Below are 16335 nucleotides of genomic sequence, written 5' to 3' on the forward strand. Positions count from 1 at the left end.
TCCCCTATAAATCTATAATTTCTTTTACATATTCGATGTTGAACCAAAAGCGCTGTTTTACTATACTCTGCCCTGTCGGTAACTCCACTTTATCATCGCCATTTTTTCCACCTGGTCTTAAGTGACCAAGTGAATTAAATTTGCCAGATGGTAGATTGTTTTTATTGATAATTTTTCCACTCTTTTGTTGTATAGGTGTGATTTCAAGTTTTCTTTCATTGATCAAGTAGCGGACTTGATCCCACACTTCTTTCAGACCATGATTCATATCGTATTCTGACATCTTCCAAACCTTTGCATCCAAGAAAGTCATTTCACTATCATCCACCCGCTTACCCATAGGGTATTGTTGGAAGATGAAGAGAATTAATGTCTTGCTTTTAAAATATTCATATAAAGAACTACTCTTCCAGGAATCTGCGGCAATCCATTCATCAAAATTAATTGGCATGAAAGACATAGCTTCAGCTGGTGTTTCCATCCCTGTTAAACGTACCGTTTTTAAAACTGCCTGTACTTTGTTATCACATAAATCCAATTGATTGTTGCTTATTTTCAACATCTTCCTGGCTAAATTTACAAAAGAGGCTTTACTATCCTTTTCAAATAGTCCCAATTCCTCTTTAATTTCAGAAACCTTCTTTCCTTTATAGTTAGACAGTTTTTCATCTAACTCTTTTTGGGCAGAAAGAATTAGCTCATTATTTTGCTTCATAATAGTATTCTCCCTACATTATTAATGAATAATCCTTTTTAATTATAACATCAACAATCACTTTTATTAATTTACTCTTTAAATTAGGAGATCCAACACCTAATAATTCCAAAAATAAGTAAAAAATAAAATGAAGATAACCGCTATAAAATAGTCAGCTATCTTCATGTAAATAATCCAATATTAGTAATATAAAACATTCCACCATAAAGAATGATTAGAGACATACTCAATCTTCCTTTTATAAACGTTTCATATTTTTACATTGCTACTCTACTTATTTTTTCGTTTTTCCTAATATGATAATATTTTACAGTTCATCACCAATTCGTTTAATTATACCTGTAACCAAAGCATTTCCCATAAAGAAGTAACACATTCTGTCAGTTACTTTACATACATTACATTGATTTCTTCTAATGTTGTACCTTCGGGTTCATCTAGGGCGTTTATTAGTTCTAGTAGGTCGGACAGTTCTTCGATTTTATGTTCTTTTGTTGTTGCTTCTAGGTATTCGCTTAGTTTTCCTTGTGTTTTTTTGCAGATTTTTTTATGTATTCGTCTTCAGATATAATTCTTGTTGTGGGTGTTTTTCCGTTATTTTTTATTATTTGTGGGATTTTGTCTCGGATTAGTTTGTTTTAGGTCGGTATGAGAGTTCCCTCCGTTGATTTTCCTTCCATTATAATGGAAAAGCAGTTTAACTAGTTGTTAAACTGCTTCATTGCTTCTTTTATATAGTTTTCTTCTTCAGTTGTGAAAAGGATTGGAGATTCAGGTAGTGGAAAGTTTGATTACTTGAGTCTACCTCCTATGTCACTTCCAAGAATAACAAGATAATTTGTTATTTCTTCTATTAAACCAAAATTACTTAGAATCAAAAACGTATCTAATAAGTGACTACTTTCTAAATCATGCCCCTACTAACTGCTTCTCTTTTATATTCCCCTGAAATTTCTCTAAATGAGGAACTATAATTTGCAATACAGTTTCCCTATTAACCCAAAATGTTCTTTTTATTTGTTGACTATCATCTGTAAAAGTAAAAGTATCATTTGCATCTTTAGCCTTAGGTCTAATATGTAACCCCTTATTGTCAGACGCTTTAACAAATCCATCTGCATTTCCTGCTTTAAACTTATCTATAGTATCATCATATACTTCTTTTGCCTTAAGAAAAAGGTTTGAAAAATTAAAATTAGGAATTACTTGAATACCAATAAGTTTTCCAACTAAATTCTCAATAAAAATAAACAAGAAAAATTCCTTTTCAATTTCTTTTTTTAAATATGAAGTTTCAAAGGAAAATATTTCATCAACCTTTTCATCATCATATATTTTAGGATAATTATCTACCTCGTAAAATTGGCTAAATGTTTTACTTGGTAAAGCAAATGACTCTTTCAAGCTAAAGCTTTCCTCCGTATCTTTAACTGTTACATTAATCGTCCTAAATTCTATTTTTATTCCCTGCTCCTCCAGTTCCTTTTTTATAAACATACTTCGATTAGATTTAGATTTATTATGTTCCCTATACATTTCATATTTATTTACCAACTCTAAAGGCTCTTTAAATAATTCAATGGCTTTATCGGTATCTTCTTCTAAAATCCTGCTACTTTCTTGATAACTTTTATATAAATCATCTTTTTTCAACATATTAGAATCTATTACTCTAGGAGCAGCTAACTCAATAAATGTATCTACAAAGCTTTCATATATCCCCTGAAAATACTCTTCTTTATTATTTTCGTCTTCTGCATCATTATATACATCTTTACAATAAGACTTAAAATAAAACTTACCATTACTAGATAATCCAGCATAATTTTCCTCAGGCACCATTTCGGGTTTTTCTCTTTTTCTCCACCACTTATCAACGTAGTCGAATACATCCATATTTCTAAAGAAATCATCAACACTTTCAACATCTTTGTCTAAAAACTCATCTATTTCCTTTAAATATTCCTCTAATTTATTTTTATTAAGATTTCTTGCCGTTCCTGGTTTATCTCTAAATAATAAATATGCTTTAACAAAATCCGGCAATAAAAATCCCCCATAGCTTCTCTCTTCACCATTCCTACAAATTTTCTTATTTTTTTTCTCTAATTTCATATTAATCTGATCTACCAGTTCAGTCTTAGTTTCTATATCCTCAATCTTAACCGGAATTTGAGTATTCAATCCTAATGTTATAGATCTTTTTAGTTTAGAATTTACTGCAATAAATATTGTTTTTATTTTGACGGATTGTTTTAATTCATCCATTAATTGATTAATAAAATTATTTGCTTTTAAATTATCTTGTCCAAGTCTATTCTTCAAATCCTTTTTAATTGTTCTTACAATATCAGTACAATGTGTTAATGTTTGTGCCCCATTTATCACACTAACATTCAACGGATTAAAAATAATTTTATCTTCTGCAACTCTGAATTTTTCAGATGAATAAATTGTAATCCCATTATGATGAAACCAAAAATTCCCCAAAGCATTTTGATATCCATTAAAATTATCCGAACCATTATTCTCTTTCAGATATTCATTCACTTTTTCTTTAAATTCCGAATCTTTATCATCAGAATTATTCAAACCATATAAACCTAATAAGAATTTCGTCTTAAAATTATCTCTTAAACGATTAGCCTGGCTACCACTAATCCCTAATCTCACATTATCTTTAAACAATTCACTACCAGTTTGATTATATAACTTGTACAATTCTTTTAATGACATATTGTACACTAAACCTATACCACTTTCATTCTCTGTATTAACACCCTTATACTCCAAATAATTAATTCCTTCTTCTTCCAAAAACAGTTCAATTTCATTATCTTGAATTAAATAACATGTCTTCAAAGATTCTAAATCTTTTTTTATTTTCCTTTTTTCTACTCCACTTTTTGCTTCTGCAACTACATTATCCCGAAAATCCTGTTCTTCTTCCCATGATCCAAATACCATTAATGGCTGTATTTCTAGATTATTTTTTTGTTCATAACCTTCCCAAAAATTTTTGAATGTAACTTTATCTTTATTTTCTTTTCGAAAATCATCTACGTAATACTCTACTATATCTCCATTATCATTAATGATTTCTAAAATTCCAGATTTTAAGTCCATACTTCTATCTTCTAGCCCTGCGTCACCTAATATTCTGTATATCTTTTTCACATCATTACATTTTAATACCATAATATCAATAACTCCTTCTTATATAAGATATTCGTAAATATTCAAAGTCATGGCAAGCTCTTTGCCGAATTCTATTCAATCTGCTCATATCTTCTTCCTTAGCCTTAACCTTTTTTTCCAATTCATTAAAGGCACAAAATAAATCTTGTTCATACTTTCTTAATTGCCTCATGACATCTTTTTTATGAACATTATTTTTGACAAAAGAATTAATCTCAAACTCTATATTTTCAAAATACGAATCTAATTCAGATTCTAACGTATTATCTATTTTACATCCTTCTAGAGTTTTCTCGATTCCTTCAGTAATAACATCACTCAATTTATCCTTTTCTGGAAAAAGAGTAGACTCATATATAGAGAAAAATTCCGCTAATTGCTTTCTTATCTTTTCTTTTTTCTCACCATTTATTGTTATTCTTTTATAAAAACAATTAGGAATTCTTGTAATATTACTTGCTGGGAAAAATATGAATCCTCCTCTTTGTAACTTTATCCTATCATTAAAATGGCCATGCGTTACTACTTTAAAATTCTTCTTTAAAATTAACTCGCTTTGGTTTTCTAATAACATATCATTATAATATTTTTCTATATATTTTGAGCTTGGAGAAAAATGTTGCGGTAAACAAAATACATAAAGGTAGCCATCCTTATCACCTTTATCATTCTCATAAGCAGTAGCAAAATATATTGCTACCAAAACATTAAATGTTATATCCAACAATCTACTAGTTGCCAAATAATGTTGCGCTGCTATTGCTTTTTGTAAATTTGTTTTTTCTTTCTCTCCTATCACTTGATAATCATTCAATAAATCAAATAGTTTAATTTCTTGTTTGGGACTTAAACCTTTTCTATATAATGATGGTAATAATTTCGTTTCCTTATAATCCTGAGGCTCTCCACGAAAAGCTACGACACTTTGTTTTTCGGGAATTTCTAAAGATGCCTTCAGTAATAGAGTCTCCTCTTTTACCCGCTCTAATAATCCAAAAAGGCACTCTTCCTTTTTTTCCACTTCATTTCCATTCATTTCAACACCTCTTTAACAATTTATTTGAATAATAAATTATATTATGTTTTTTAATAAAGATATTATTTTTACGCTATTCATCCAATATAATCTAAAACTTTAAAAATCAATTTATACTATAGAATTATATCACATCATATTTTTGAATAATATTCCTTTCTTGTAATAATCTCCTTACAGTGTTTATCTCATTTTTAAACACAATTCCTCCCCACTATACCAATTTCACTATTTAAAAAACACAAATAACCCGATTTTATATTCGTACAAAATCGGGTTACTTACTCATATTAAATTCATCTGTTAATAGCTGCTAACTTTACACACCTAAATAAGGCTTAATTGTACCCATCCACCTTTTTCTTTCTCTTCCTGATTAATCTCCAAAATTCTCTTGCCCATTCTCTCCACCAAATCAACCACTAAAGCATTTCCCATACAAAAGTATCTGTTTCTTTGTGGCATTCCTGTATTCGTCCAGTCCATCGGGAAGCCATTTAACAACTCACATTCAACTGGTGTTAAATATCTTAGTCTTTTTGTATAAGGATCTTCGATTACATGTGAACTCCTATTACATGTTCCTTCACTTGTTAACATTGTACGTCCAGGCTTATTTAAATCATCAGGGAAAGCCATTCCTCCCTCAGAATAGAAATATTTATGCCCTGTCGCCTTTGATACTCTTTCTTCTTTTTTAGGGCCTTTAAGATACTTAAGTTCCTCAAATTCAGTTCTGCCCTTTTTGTTAACCTTATCCATTTTCAAATAATATGATTCATCTGCAGGACCAAATTTATCATATACCTTTTGAACAACTTCACCTAAAGTCTCTGGACTTTCAGTTACTGGAACTAATTCTTCCGTATATACTTGTCCATCCATCATTACGCCAGAATTATAGTATTCAGCTTTAAATGTATCAGAAACCTCAATAATATCGACTGGCAACTCAAATTGCCCTCTTTTTTTGTTTTCTTCAGGTGCTTCATGCACATTAAAAATTGGAGCGAAGAACCCATTTTCACACAATATCTCTAACGGCTTCATTTTACTTTGAACAGATGTGAAATGAGATTCTTTTAAGTACGCAAAAATAAATACTCTTCGTCTTCTTTGTGAATTCCCATAATCCGCAGCGTTAATGACTCTCCATTCCACTACATAACCTGCATCTCTAAAGCTAGCCAGCATAATAGAAAAATCACGACCTCTTTGTTTTGCTGGTGACTTCAATAATCTATCTACATTCTCTAACAAAACAAATCTTGGCTTGCGAGAATTAACTATGTTCATTATTTCCCAAAAAAGAACACCTTTTTTCCCTTGTATTCCTTTTTCATTTGATAAAGTACGTGCTACAGAATAGTCTTGGCAAGGAAAGCCTCCTACTAATAAATCATGCTCAGGTATTTCCGGCCAAGCTTCAGCTATATCTCTATTTACATGTATTCCTTTATTTTCAAAGCGAGTTGCATAACAATTAAATGCATGTTGTGCTTTAGTTGAGGGTTCCCACTGGTTTCCCCAAAGAACTTCAAAGTTTTCGTTTGCTTCTAGTCCTAATCTAAAACCTCCTACTCCCGCGAAAAGTTCTACTACTTTCACCATAAATACACGAACATCCTTTCGGTATTTTATTTATCTATGCTTCATTATAATAAAAAGTGAGGAAAAGATCAACTATAACATTTCAAGAACCGTACTTTTTTGTATTTCCTTGTTTGGCTTGTACCAATTAAGAAAACTGTTCGCACTTTATCAATATTATAAAGGACATAACTCATATTGAATAAATTCAATATGACTGTTATCTAATAATATAAACTATCTTTTCCCTCTTATAAATTTTTACTTATATAAATTTGAAACAGCTTTTTATTATAGCATAACTTTAATATGTATTGTTTAAAATCATCAACGCAGCACTGGATACAGAAAGGAGATTATTATGGACTACACTACAATAGAAGAACTAATGAAAAAAGCACATGAAGCTGAAGGAAAAACATTTGGTGAAATTGATACAACTAATCGACTCGCAAATGCAAAGTCAAAAGGTGGACTAGGACAAGTAATCGAGGAAAGCTTTTTTGGATATGAAATAAATTCAAACGCAGAAGCTGACTTTAAACACCTTGGTATAGAACTCAAAGTAACTCCATTTAAACAAAATAAAAACGGTTCATTATCAGCCAAAGAACGGCTAGTCTTAAATATTATCAACTATATGGAAGAAGTTCATACACACTTTGAGACATCAAGCTTCTGGAAAAAAAACGAAAAGCTACTACTAATGTTCTACGAATGGGTACCTGGCGTAGACCGTAAAGATTTTCATATTACAAAAAGTCGTCTGTTCACCTATCCTGAAGCTGATTTAGAAATAATTAAACAAGACTGGGAAACCATCGTAAATAAAATTCGTGCCGGAAAAGCACATGAATTATCTGAAGGTGATACAAACTATTTAGGAGCTTGCACAAAAGGCTCCAATAAAAATTCACTTCGTTCACAACCTTATTCTGAAATTCAAGCCATGCAAAGAGCTTTTTCATTAAAGCCTTCTTATATGACAGCACTAGTTCGTAGATATCACCTAAACGAAGAACTAGTAAGTTTTACAACAACAAATGAACTAAAAGAAAAATCTTTAGAAGAAATCCTTTACTCAAAATTTGAGAATTACATAGGCCTAACCGATCAAGAAATCGCCCAAAAATTATCTATCGAGTACAAACCTACAACCAAGAGCTTTGTTCCATTACTTGTAAGCTCTCTACTTGGTATTAAAGGAACTCGACTCGACAAAATTGAAGAATTTGCAAAAGCTAATATAGAATTTAAAACAATTCGTTTAGAGCCCAACGGAAAGCCAGAACAAAACATGTCATTTGAAACAATTGATTTTCATCAATGGACAAATGAATCATGGGAAGAAAGCGAAATTCGAGAACGCTTCTATCAAACCAAGTTTCTGTTTGTAATTTTCGAATTTAACCAAACAAAAAAAGAAAATCTAAACCGTAAACTCTACTTTAAAGGCATTAAACTTTGGAACATGCATGTCCCTACAATAGAAAAAGAAATACGTGAACTATGGGAAGAAGTTAATAAAGTAATACATGAGGGTATTCAAATTGAATATAAAAAACGTGGTGACAAAGTCGTCGAAGCAAATAACCTACCAAAAATAAATTTCAACGGTGTCGCGCATATTAGACCAAAAGCCCGCAATGGTGCAGATAAAGTAACTTTACCTGATGGTCAGCACATTACAAAGCAGTGTTATTGGTTGAATAATTCGTACATTGCTCAAATTATTAACAAGATGGATAAATAATTATTCCTTCCTATTCTTTTTCATTAATAAAAATGGACTATAGCTAGATAATATATAACTTATCCAGCTATAATCCATTTCATATACGCAAATCATTAAAATTATCTATGCCTTCATTATCATTGAAAATACTTCTGATAATCCTCTTCATTTTTAAATTCAATCGGCCCAACATCCATTCGAAACTTCCCATTCTCGTACAATAGTGGTGAAGCTTCTGAATGGTCTTTTGAGTAACTTTCTACATGTGAAATTTTCATCTCATTTGAATTGGTGAAATCAATATGAGCAATGCACACCCAATAAGCGTGGTCATTTATTTCTAATAATGGTGCTGTTACAACGCTTCCCATATGATTATCGACAACAGCTTTAGCCTTCATAGAATAGAAACTACCTATTCCATTTCCGACAGCACTATACGCAGCAAATAAAACATATTTTAAAGCTTCTGGTCGATAAATACGAATTGTTTCTTTTCCTGGTTCTTGCGAATCACCGTCCAATACAATATACGGCGATACTTTAGACGAACCTAGATTTTTATAATAAACCTTTCCTATCTCTCCATTCGTTGTTACGTAAAAACAATATAAGTCTAAATCTTTATTTGTTTCCCACTCTAAAGTAGCTGTTACCATTTTAGATTTTTGTATATTGATAGATTGTTTTTTCTTCAATTCAACCTTCACTGCGTTAATAGTTTTTTGTACTGGAGGCTTAGTAGGAACTATTTTCTTCTCTACAGGAGGAGCAATTTGTTTTTCATCCTCTGCGATTTCTATTCCAAAATTTGTACACAATGCAGCTAATCCACCAAAATAACCAGCTCCAATAGGATTGAACTTCCATCCTCCTCCATGTCGATATAGCTCTCCAACAATAATGGCACTTTCATCTGTAAATGGATATGTAATAGGAAAATGAATAATTTCTAAACCTGATTGTGCGTTACTTATTTTCAATTGAATATGGGAAACATCTCGTAACGCCTGTTTCTTCCCTTCCGCATTATGAATTGTAATCGAAAATACAATCTTTTGTACCTCATCTTTTATATGAGTAAAATCTATCGAAAATCTTTGTTTACTTCCATTTGTTTCATTTTGATTCAATTGAACAGATCGACAACTAGAATAAGGTTGTCCATAGAAAACGAAATCTTCTTCTTTAGTAATTTTCCCGTTAAACCCTACTAAAAAAGCTGATGCATCTACATCCATATTCATCGGGGCATTCCAAGTTAAATCTACCAGTAATCCTTTCATTTCTGGATGATTCTTTGTAACATCTATCTTTTGTCCCCTTACTAAAGTATGTATCATCATAATTCCTCCGTCTTACACCTTTAATATTTTTTATTCATTTTAATTATACTCCTCTTTAGATTTCCCTTTCTATCTTAAATATGAAAACATTATAAAAGAAAAAATCTATATAAAAACTTATTAAACCAGCTAATCTCTATTTAAAATTCTAAATAAATATACTAAGAATGATGTCAATATTTCATGAGTACAGGTGGCTAAAATTACTTATCAACTCTATCTCCACCAACCATCCCCCCATACCACCCACTACTCTCCTCCAAAAACCCCCTCGTCTCCCCACTATCCTTATAAAAATCCTCCCAACCCCGTTCCCTCAAAATCTCCTTCCAACTCTCACTCTCCACCATCCTCTTAATCACACTATCCCAATAAGCAACCTCTTCCTCTGTCATATCTTTCGGGCCCATAATTCCTTTCCAGTGCTGGAAGATGACGTTGATTCCTTGTTCTTTCCATGTTGGGATTTCTGGTAGTCGGTCTAGTCGTTTTGGTGCGGATACGGCTAGTATTTTTATTTTGCCGGATTTGTATTGTTTTTCGGCTTCGGATAGGGTCATGATTGCGGCGCCTATTTGTTTGTTCGTTAGGGCGTTTATGATTTTTTCTTTGTTTTCGTAGACGAAGAATTGTAGTTCGGCAGGGTTTATGCCGAATGCTTTGCTTACTTGTACGAATGATAGGTGATCGTCGTTCCCTAGGCCGGGGGCAACGCCGATTTTGAAGTTTTTCTTGTCTTGTTTTAGTTGTTCCATGAGTTGTTTTGCATTTTCTATGTTTGATTCTTTTGATACGACAACGACTTCCCAATCTGACGCGAGTGTTGCGAGCGGTGTGAAGTCTTTATATGTTAGTTTACTGTGGCCTAGTAGGTTGTTCGTTATGAGTAAGCTTGAGTTAATCGCCAGTATGTGACCGCCTTTTTGTTTCGTATATTTCCATCCGACATCACCGCTGCCACCTACTTTATTTGTGACTGTGATTGGTTTTGTGAAGATTTTTTCTTCTGTTAGTGTTTTTTGCATTGCCCGTGCTGTTAAGTCCCATCCTGCTCCTTGAACATTCGGCGCAACGATTTCTACTTCTTCTATGTTCACTTTCTTTGTGTGCATTTTTTCTACGGAACAACCAGCTATTACTCCTATCATGATCCATATACATAGTAATAATCGTTTTTTCATAGTCCTCGTCCTATTCGGTACTTTCGTTCTGGTCGTCCGATAATGCCGTATGTGTATTCTACTGTGCATTCGTTTGTCGCTACTAAGTATTCTAAGTATCTTCTTGCGGTTGTTCTGGAGGCCCCCATTTGTTCTCCCATTTCTTCTATTGTAATGCCCTCTTCGAATCCTTTTATAATTCCTTTCACTTTTTGCAGTGTTAACGGATCCACACCTGTCGGTAAGTTTTTTATATCTTGTGTTTGTGAAGTACCGAAGAAGTTATCGATTAGTGTTTGATTCACTTCATTGTTACTATGTAATAATTGCTTCTTTCTTTTATAGTCTTCAATTGTGCGAACGAATTTTTCTAACGTGACTGGTTTTATAAGGTAGTTACTTACGCCATTTCGAATTGCTTTTTCTAACATATGATTTTCATTTGCCGCTGTTACCATAATGACGTCAACATTTGGAAAGTCAGCATGGATTTTCGGCAATAAGTCTGTTCCAATTCCATCTGGTAAATAGTTATCCAATAGAAGTAAATCGATTTCTTCCCTTTGTAGTAGCTCCATCGTTTCTTTTGCATTTAATGCTTTTCCGATCACTTTTACGTCCTTTATTTTTGATAAAAACTCTTCTTGAATTTGCGCGACGCGGAAATCATCTTCTGCAATTGCAACCTTCAACATATGTCCATCCCCCTGTTTGCTATGTACTTTCTCTCAATGTTTTCGGAAGGTAAATTGTAAAAATTGCTCCCCCATTTTTCTCGTTTTGAATTTCAATTGTTCCCCCTAGTAGATCTACCATTTCTTTCACGTTTGCTAGTCCGTAACCACGATCATTTCCTTTCGTTGAAAATCCTTTTTGAAAAATGGTCGTGATTTTCTCTGCCGGTATCCCTATCCCGCTATCTATCACTTCAAACACAATATCGTGTCCAATATCCGTAACGAAGAAAGAAACACTCTTTTCCTCTCGTTCACTCACCGCATCAAACGCATTATCGATTATGTTTCCAAGAATCGTAATAAGGTGCGAAACTTTTATATGTTCTGGTAACGGATGAAGCGCACTATCTCCTTCAATATGAAAATCAATTTTCTTCTCAGACGCTGTTCCGATTTTCCCTAATAAAATAGCTTGTACTTTCGCATCATGAATTTGATGGAATAAAATATGATTTTGGCTTTGATGAATGTTCGATTCTTGTTGGATAAATTCAATCGCTTCTTTGTAATGTCTTAACTGAAGTAATCCCGATAAGACGAAAAGTTTATTTGTAAATTCATGTGTTTGAGCGCGTAAGTCCTCGGAATACTTTCTTACCTCAGATATTGTGTTCACAAGATTTTGCAGTTCTGTTTTATCTCTAAAACTACATACAACGCCTACCGTATTATTATTTTCAAGTATTGGTGTCATGTTTAAAATAAACACTTTATCTTGAAACGCGATTTCTTGATCAGTTTCTAGCACCCTCTCTATATTAAAATCAGGCAAAACTTTTGAAATGTGTTGTTGCATATAATCACCATTTACATGTAGCATTTCTTCTGCCGACGTGTTCATCATCGTAATAAAACCGTTTTGGTCAATGGCGATGATTCCTTCTTTTATAGATAGTAGTATCGCGCTTCGTTCCCGGTATAGCGCTGCAATTTCATTCGGCTCTAAACCAAGTGTATCTTTACGAATACTACGTGCTAAAAGAATGCCACCTACAATGCCGGCTAATAACACCGCTAAGGAGAAGAGAATAATTTCTTTCGTTCTGCTCAATATGTTAGATTCAATGCCTTTTATTAAAAACTCTACTGTCACAACGCCTACTACTTGATCGTATTCTCCTTTATGAACAATAATGGGCGCCTTCGCCATTAAAGCCGGACCGCTTGTACCATTTCCCTCAAGCGTATAATAGCCACCAAAAGTGAGTGCTTCATAGTTATATGGATTGTTACTCTTTGTACCAATCAACTCCGAATTAGAATTCGAATACATAATCCCATAGCGATCTTCTATAATGACAGTATCTGCACCAGCTTGCTCACGAACTTGTTCCGCAATGGATTGGATCGTGCTTTTATGCTCGTTATTTTGAAAAGCTTCTTTTATAGCTGGCATAAAAGAAAGCGACTTCGCTGTTTGCAGTGCTAGCTGCTCCACTTGGCGCTTCGTATCAACGGACTGAATGTAAACAAATATTCCCGCTAATAGGAGAACGACAAATAAAATTAACGTAATAATTAAGCTTACTATTTTCGTTTGTAATGATACTTTGCGTGATTTTTTCATACTTCATATCCTTTGATAAAATATTCAAAACTATCAATCTCCTCTTTCTATTATTATGACAAAACAAAAATGAAGCAACTATTAAAACTAGCCGTGTACATAAAGTACAAAAAGAATAAAATTGTCATAATATTGAGATTTCGTTCCGTAGACAGTACAATTCAAATACATTGAACGCGCTTTCATAATTATCATTTTATTTATAAGCAAGAGGAGGAATGATTATGGCTCAAGCAAAATCTAACCGAGTCGCCGGCAATATTTTTAAAGGTTCTGTCGGCAATTTAATTGAATGGTACGACTGGTACGTTTACTCTGCTTTTGCTGTTTATTTTTCAGCGGAGTTCTTTCCTAAAGGCGATCCAACGAGTCAATTACTGAACACAGCAGCTATTTTCGCAGTTGGATTTTTAATGCGCCCTATCGGAAGTTTATTAATGGGACGTTATGCAGATCGGCACGGACGCCGAGCAGCATTAACTCTTTCCATTACGGTTATGGCCGGTGGTTCTTTCATTATCGCCTGTACACCTAGTTACGAAAGCATCGGTATTATGGCACCCATTATTTTAGTTCTTGCTCGTTTACTACAAGGATTATCACTTGGCGGAGAGTACGGAACTTCCGCAACCTATTTATCTGAAATGGCTAGTAGTGGACGCCGTGGTTTTTATTCGAGTTTCCAATATGTAACACTCGTTGCTGGGCAAATGGTTGCGTTAGGCGTTCAAATTGTTCTTCAGCAATTACTAAGCGAACCAGATATGAAAGCTTGGGGATGGCGTATTCCATTCATTATTGGAGCGATGGGTGCAGTAGCTGTATTATGGCTTCGCCGCACGATGGATGAATCGGAGCAATTCGCAAACATAAAATCACAAAAACGCGAAAGTGCAGGAACTGTTCGTGCTCTTATGAAACACCCGAAAGCAGTATTAACAGTAGTTGGCCTAACATTAGGAGGCACTGTCGCATTCTATACGTACACAACATATTTACAAAAATTCATGGTAAACACAGTCGGTCTTCCGAAAGAAGTTGTAAGCTGGATTAACTTTGTCGCACTACTTATTTTCGTCGTACTTCAACCAATTGCGGGGTTACTATCCGATAAAATTGGACGCCGCCCACTATTAATGGCATTCGGTATTCTCGGAACATTACTAACAGCACCGATCTTCTTCTTCATGGAAAAAACGACAGAACCAATCGTAGCGTTCTTACTCATGATGGTCGGCCTCATTATCGTTACTGGCTACACTTCCATTAACGCAATTGTAAAAGCAGAACTCTTCCCAACTGAAATTCGTGCACTTGGCGTAGGTTTACCATATGCACTAACCGTTGCAATATTCGGCGGAACAGCTGAGTTCATCGCATTATGGCTAAAGAGTATCGGAATGGAATCATTATTCTACTTCTATGTGGCGGGTTGTATCGCTATCAGCTTTATTACGTATTGGCGTATGGATGAATCATCGAAGACTTCGCAGATTGAGGCGGAGCTTGGTGGTGGGGATAGTTTGAAGAATGGTACTAGTTTAAAATAATGCAGTAAAGAAGGTCACCTTGAAAGAAGTGGCCTTTTTGTATACCCTTTCACAGAATCTAACATCAAAAACACTTTCCACTAACAAATTAAAACCATCTTTTAAACTCGGAAATCATTATTTCAAATTCATCATTAACACGATTGTTTTTAAAACTTTTCCCTTCTAATACACATTTTCATTATGGTTTCTAGTTCTCTTTTAACAAAAACATATGAACTAATTTTTAGTGTTATTTAATAGTATTTTAGTAGGTTTTAAAATTTTTTTAATTTTTTCTATGGCTGTCATGTAGGGATTTATAGGTTTTTTTGCTCTGCTTTTTGGGCGGACATTATTTCACATGGTGTACTATCTATGTTACCCTTTTATTAGGGTGGTTGTTCCAATACACTCAAAAATTGTAATAAAAGGGGTTTTATGTATAAAGAAGCTACTATCTTATTTATTAATTTTTTCTATGATACTTTTAGCTTCCTTTCCAATGAATTCTTCGTACGCTAAAGCTAATGATGATCAGTTGTCAATCGATGAGTCTATTTTAGCTACTAAAGAGTTCTTCAAAACTACTAAAGTAGTGAAAGAAAATGAAGTTACAGTAGATGATGTTACAAAAGGTCAATTACTAGAGAAAGCTAAAGAATTAATTTCATCAGGAACTGTAAAACCAGTTGGTGGTACAGAAGTTGATGTAGATAAACTTTTAGTGAGGGGAATTAAGACACCATTTGGTGTAGAGTATTCTGTTTTTGATTCATCGGTTACTACAGATGATCAAGGAATTGTGAATTCACTTAAACTCTTTAATATGGTTTTTACTGATAAGGTTGAATTAAAAAACACTTATGAATTAAAGTCGAATAGAAACAAAGATAATATAGCTACTACTAAGATGTGGATCGATAATAAACTAGCAAGTTCTGCCGAGTTAGATTTAACTACTGTTATTAATGATTCATCTGCTGATGAAAAAGGAACAGATATGCTTACTACAGAACTTGCACCAAAAACTGATAAGGCCGTTCAATATGGATGGACAAAAAGATGGAAATGTACTCAAAGTTGTGTAGCGTCTAAAGGTGTAAATATGCTAGTAATTGCTGGATTACTTGCAGCTTGTGGAGTTTCATGTACCGCTGGTGTACCAGCAACAGCAGGAACGGCTTGCTATGCATGTGTAAACTCTGCCGGTATTGTGGGAGTAAATACAGTCCTTGGTTGTCTCGATGAATGTGATTCATAACAACTTTTATTAATTGAATATTTTGTAATTTAGGGAGGGATGAAAACATTGATGAAACTATTTTTCTTTTTAGCTGCCCTATCAGCAATAATATTCACGGTGCTTGGTAAAGCTATGTTAGGAATTGTATGTACCTCAATATTTTTTGCATCAGCATTATTTTTTAGTAAACCTAGATTTAAAAATGATGAATAATGCTATTATACACAAACGAAAACTCAAGTTATTATAACTTGAGTTTTTTATTTGTTTACCAATGGACTAGGAGTGAATGTAGTGAAAGGAAAGTAGAATAGAAGGTTCATTAACAAAGAAAGACTTTAAACAATAGTTTCAAAATAATAAGTAGTACATTTCTCTCTTATACATGAGGAATTTATTTGTAACATAAAAAAAGAAGTTCAGCAAATACAAAACAATTCGTATGACTAAAAATTCCTTTCTATTACTATTAC

12 protein-coding genes and 2 pseudogenes are annotated in these 16335 nt (G+C 33.4%); 4 read left to right on the forward strand and 10 right to left on the reverse strand.

Annotated features, from left to right (window positions below; translation table 11 throughout):
- Positions 1-4: 4 nt before the first annotated feature.
- The 6 genes and pseudogenes from MR147_RS09940 to dcm all read right to left on the reverse strand — a co-directional run bounded on the left by MR147_RS09940 (position 5) and on the right by dcm (position 6563).
- Positions 5-715 (reverse strand): PDDEXK family nuclease, encoded by a 711-nt coding sequence (locus tag MR147_RS09940; protein WP_242304023.1) that lies wholly within the window; start codon positions 713-715, stop codon positions 5-7.
- A gap of 387 nt (positions 716-1102) precedes the next feature.
- Positions 1103-1347 (reverse strand): annotated as a pseudogene (locus MR147_RS09945) (nucleoside triphosphate pyrophosphohydrolase).
- A 72-nt stretch (positions 1348-1419) separates the two neighbouring features.
- Positions 1420-1581: pseudogene (locus MR147_RS09950) on the reverse strand (MerR family transcriptional regulator); the annotation flags it as partial.
- Positions 1582-1627: 46 nt separating this feature from the next.
- Positions 1628-3916 carry a DNA mismatch repair protein MutH gene (locus MR147_RS09955; RefSeq protein ID WP_242304024.1) on the reverse strand — a complete coding sequence of 763 codons (2289 nt, stop codon included), beginning with the start codon at positions 3914-3916 and terminating at the stop codon, positions 1628-1630.
- Between the two features lie 4 nt (positions 3917-3920).
- Complete coding sequence (locus MR147_RS09960; RefSeq protein ID WP_242304025.1) at positions 3921-4952, reverse strand: FRG domain-containing protein; 1032 nt, start codon at positions 4950-4952, stop codon at positions 3921-3923.
- A 327-nt stretch (positions 4953-5279) separates the two neighbouring features.
- Positions 5280-6563 (reverse strand): DNA (cytosine-5-)-methyltransferase, encoded by a 1284-nt coding sequence (dcm, locus tag MR147_RS09965; RefSeq protein ID WP_242304027.1) that lies wholly within the window; start codon positions 6561-6563, stop codon positions 5280-5282.
- A gap of 340 nt (positions 6564-6903) precedes the next feature.
- Here dcm and MR147_RS09970 point away from each other — a divergent pair, with 340 nt between their 5' ends.
- Positions 6904-8295 carry a Sau3AI family type II restriction endonuclease gene (locus tag MR147_RS09970; RefSeq protein WP_242304029.1) on the forward strand — a complete coding sequence of 464 codons (1392 nt, stop codon included), beginning with the start codon at positions 6904-6906 and terminating at the stop codon, positions 8293-8295.
- 119 nt (positions 8296-8414) lie between these two features.
- Here the strand turns inward: MR147_RS09970 and MR147_RS09975 are convergent, their stop codons facing one another.
- The 4 genes from MR147_RS09975 to MR147_RS09990 form a co-directional block, all read right to left on the reverse strand.
- The gene (locus MR147_RS09975) at positions 8415-9620 is read right to left on the reverse strand and encodes a TerD family protein (RefSeq protein WP_242304031.1); all 1206 of its coding nucleotides are present in this window, start codon (positions 9618-9620) and stop codon (positions 8415-8417) included.
- Between the two features lie 206 nt (positions 9621-9826).
- Positions 9827-10804, reverse strand: coding sequence for a tripartite tricarboxylate transporter substrate binding protein (locus MR147_RS09980; RefSeq protein ID WP_242304033.1), 978 nt, complete (start codon positions 10802-10804; stop codon positions 9827-9829).
- Complete coding sequence (locus MR147_RS09985; RefSeq protein WP_016094655.1) at positions 10801-11478, reverse strand: response regulator; 678 nt, start codon at positions 11476-11478, stop codon at positions 10801-10803. The genes MR147_RS09980 and MR147_RS09985 overlap by 4 nt, the downstream gene beginning before the upstream one ends.
- Before the next feature lie 19 nt (positions 11479-11497).
- Positions 11498-13087, reverse strand: a complete 1590-nt coding sequence (locus MR147_RS09990) for an ATP-binding protein (protein ID WP_242304034.1) — start codon at positions 13085-13087, stop codon at positions 11498-11500.
- Positions 13088-13311: 224 nt separating this feature from the next.
- Here MR147_RS09990 and MR147_RS09995 point away from each other — a divergent pair, with 224 nt between their 5' ends.
- From MR147_RS09995 to MR147_RS10005, 3 genes are all read left to right on the forward strand, one after another.
- On the forward strand, positions 13312-14637 hold the full coding sequence (locus MR147_RS09995) for an MFS transporter (protein WP_242304036.1): 1326 nt from the start codon (positions 13312-13314) through the stop codon (positions 14635-14637).
- 484 nt (positions 14638-15121) lie between these two features.
- Positions 15122-15880: a hypothetical protein gene (locus MR147_RS10000; protein ID WP_242304038.1), complete on the forward strand. Its 759-nt coding sequence runs from the start codon at positions 15122-15124 to the stop codon at positions 15878-15880.
- A 48-nt stretch (positions 15881-15928) separates the two neighbouring features.
- Positions 15929-16075: a hypothetical protein gene (locus tag MR147_RS10005; protein ID WP_156160297.1), complete on the forward strand. Its 147-nt coding sequence runs from the start codon at positions 15929-15931 to the stop codon at positions 16073-16075.
- Positions 16076-16335 lie beyond the last annotated feature (260 nt).

Source organism: Bacillus cereus group sp. BfR-BA-01350, from assembly GCF_022663775.1.
Taxonomy (GTDB): Bacteria; Bacillota; Bacilli; order Bacillales; family Bacillaceae_G; genus Bacillus_A; species Bacillus_A paranthracis.

Coding starts and splice junctions, on each gene's coding strand:
- MR147_RS09940 (WP_242304023.1), bottom strand. CDS start 715: ATGAAGCAAAATAATGAGCTAATTCTTTCTGCCCAAAAAGAGTTAGAT.
- MR147_RS09955 (WP_242304024.1), bottom strand. CDS start 3,916: ATGGTATTAAAATGTAATGATGTGAAAAAGATATACAGAATATTAGGT.
- MR147_RS09960 (WP_242304025.1), bottom strand. CDS start 4,952: ATGAATGGAAATGAAGTGGAAAAAAAGGAAGAGTGCCTTTTTGGATTA.
- dcm (WP_242304027.1), bottom strand. CDS start 6,563: ATGGTGAAAGTAGTAGAACTTTTCGCGGGAGTAGGAGGTTTTAGATTA.
- MR147_RS09970 (WP_242304029.1), top strand. CDS start 6,904: ATGGACTACACTACAATAGAAGAACTAATGAAAAAAGCACATGAAGCT.
- MR147_RS09975 (WP_242304031.1), bottom strand. CDS start 9,620: ATGATACATACTTTAGTAAGGGGACAAAAGATAGATGTTACAAAGAAT.
- MR147_RS09980 (WP_242304033.1), bottom strand. CDS start 10,804: ATGAAAAAACGATTATTACTATGTATATGGATCATGATAGGAGTAATA.
- MR147_RS09985 (WP_016094655.1), bottom strand. CDS start 11,478: ATGTTGAAGGTTGCAATTGCAGAAGATGATTTCCGCGTCGCGCAAATT.
- MR147_RS09990 (WP_242304034.1), bottom strand. CDS start 13,087: ATGAAAAAATCACGCAAAGTATCATTACAAACGAAAATAGTAAGCTTA.
- MR147_RS09995 (WP_242304036.1), top strand. CDS start 13,312: ATGGCTCAAGCAAAATCTAACCGAGTCGCCGGCAATATTTTTAAAGGT.
- MR147_RS10000 (WP_242304038.1), top strand. CDS start 15,122: ATGAATTCTTCGTACGCTAAAGCTAATGATGATCAGTTGTCAATCGAT.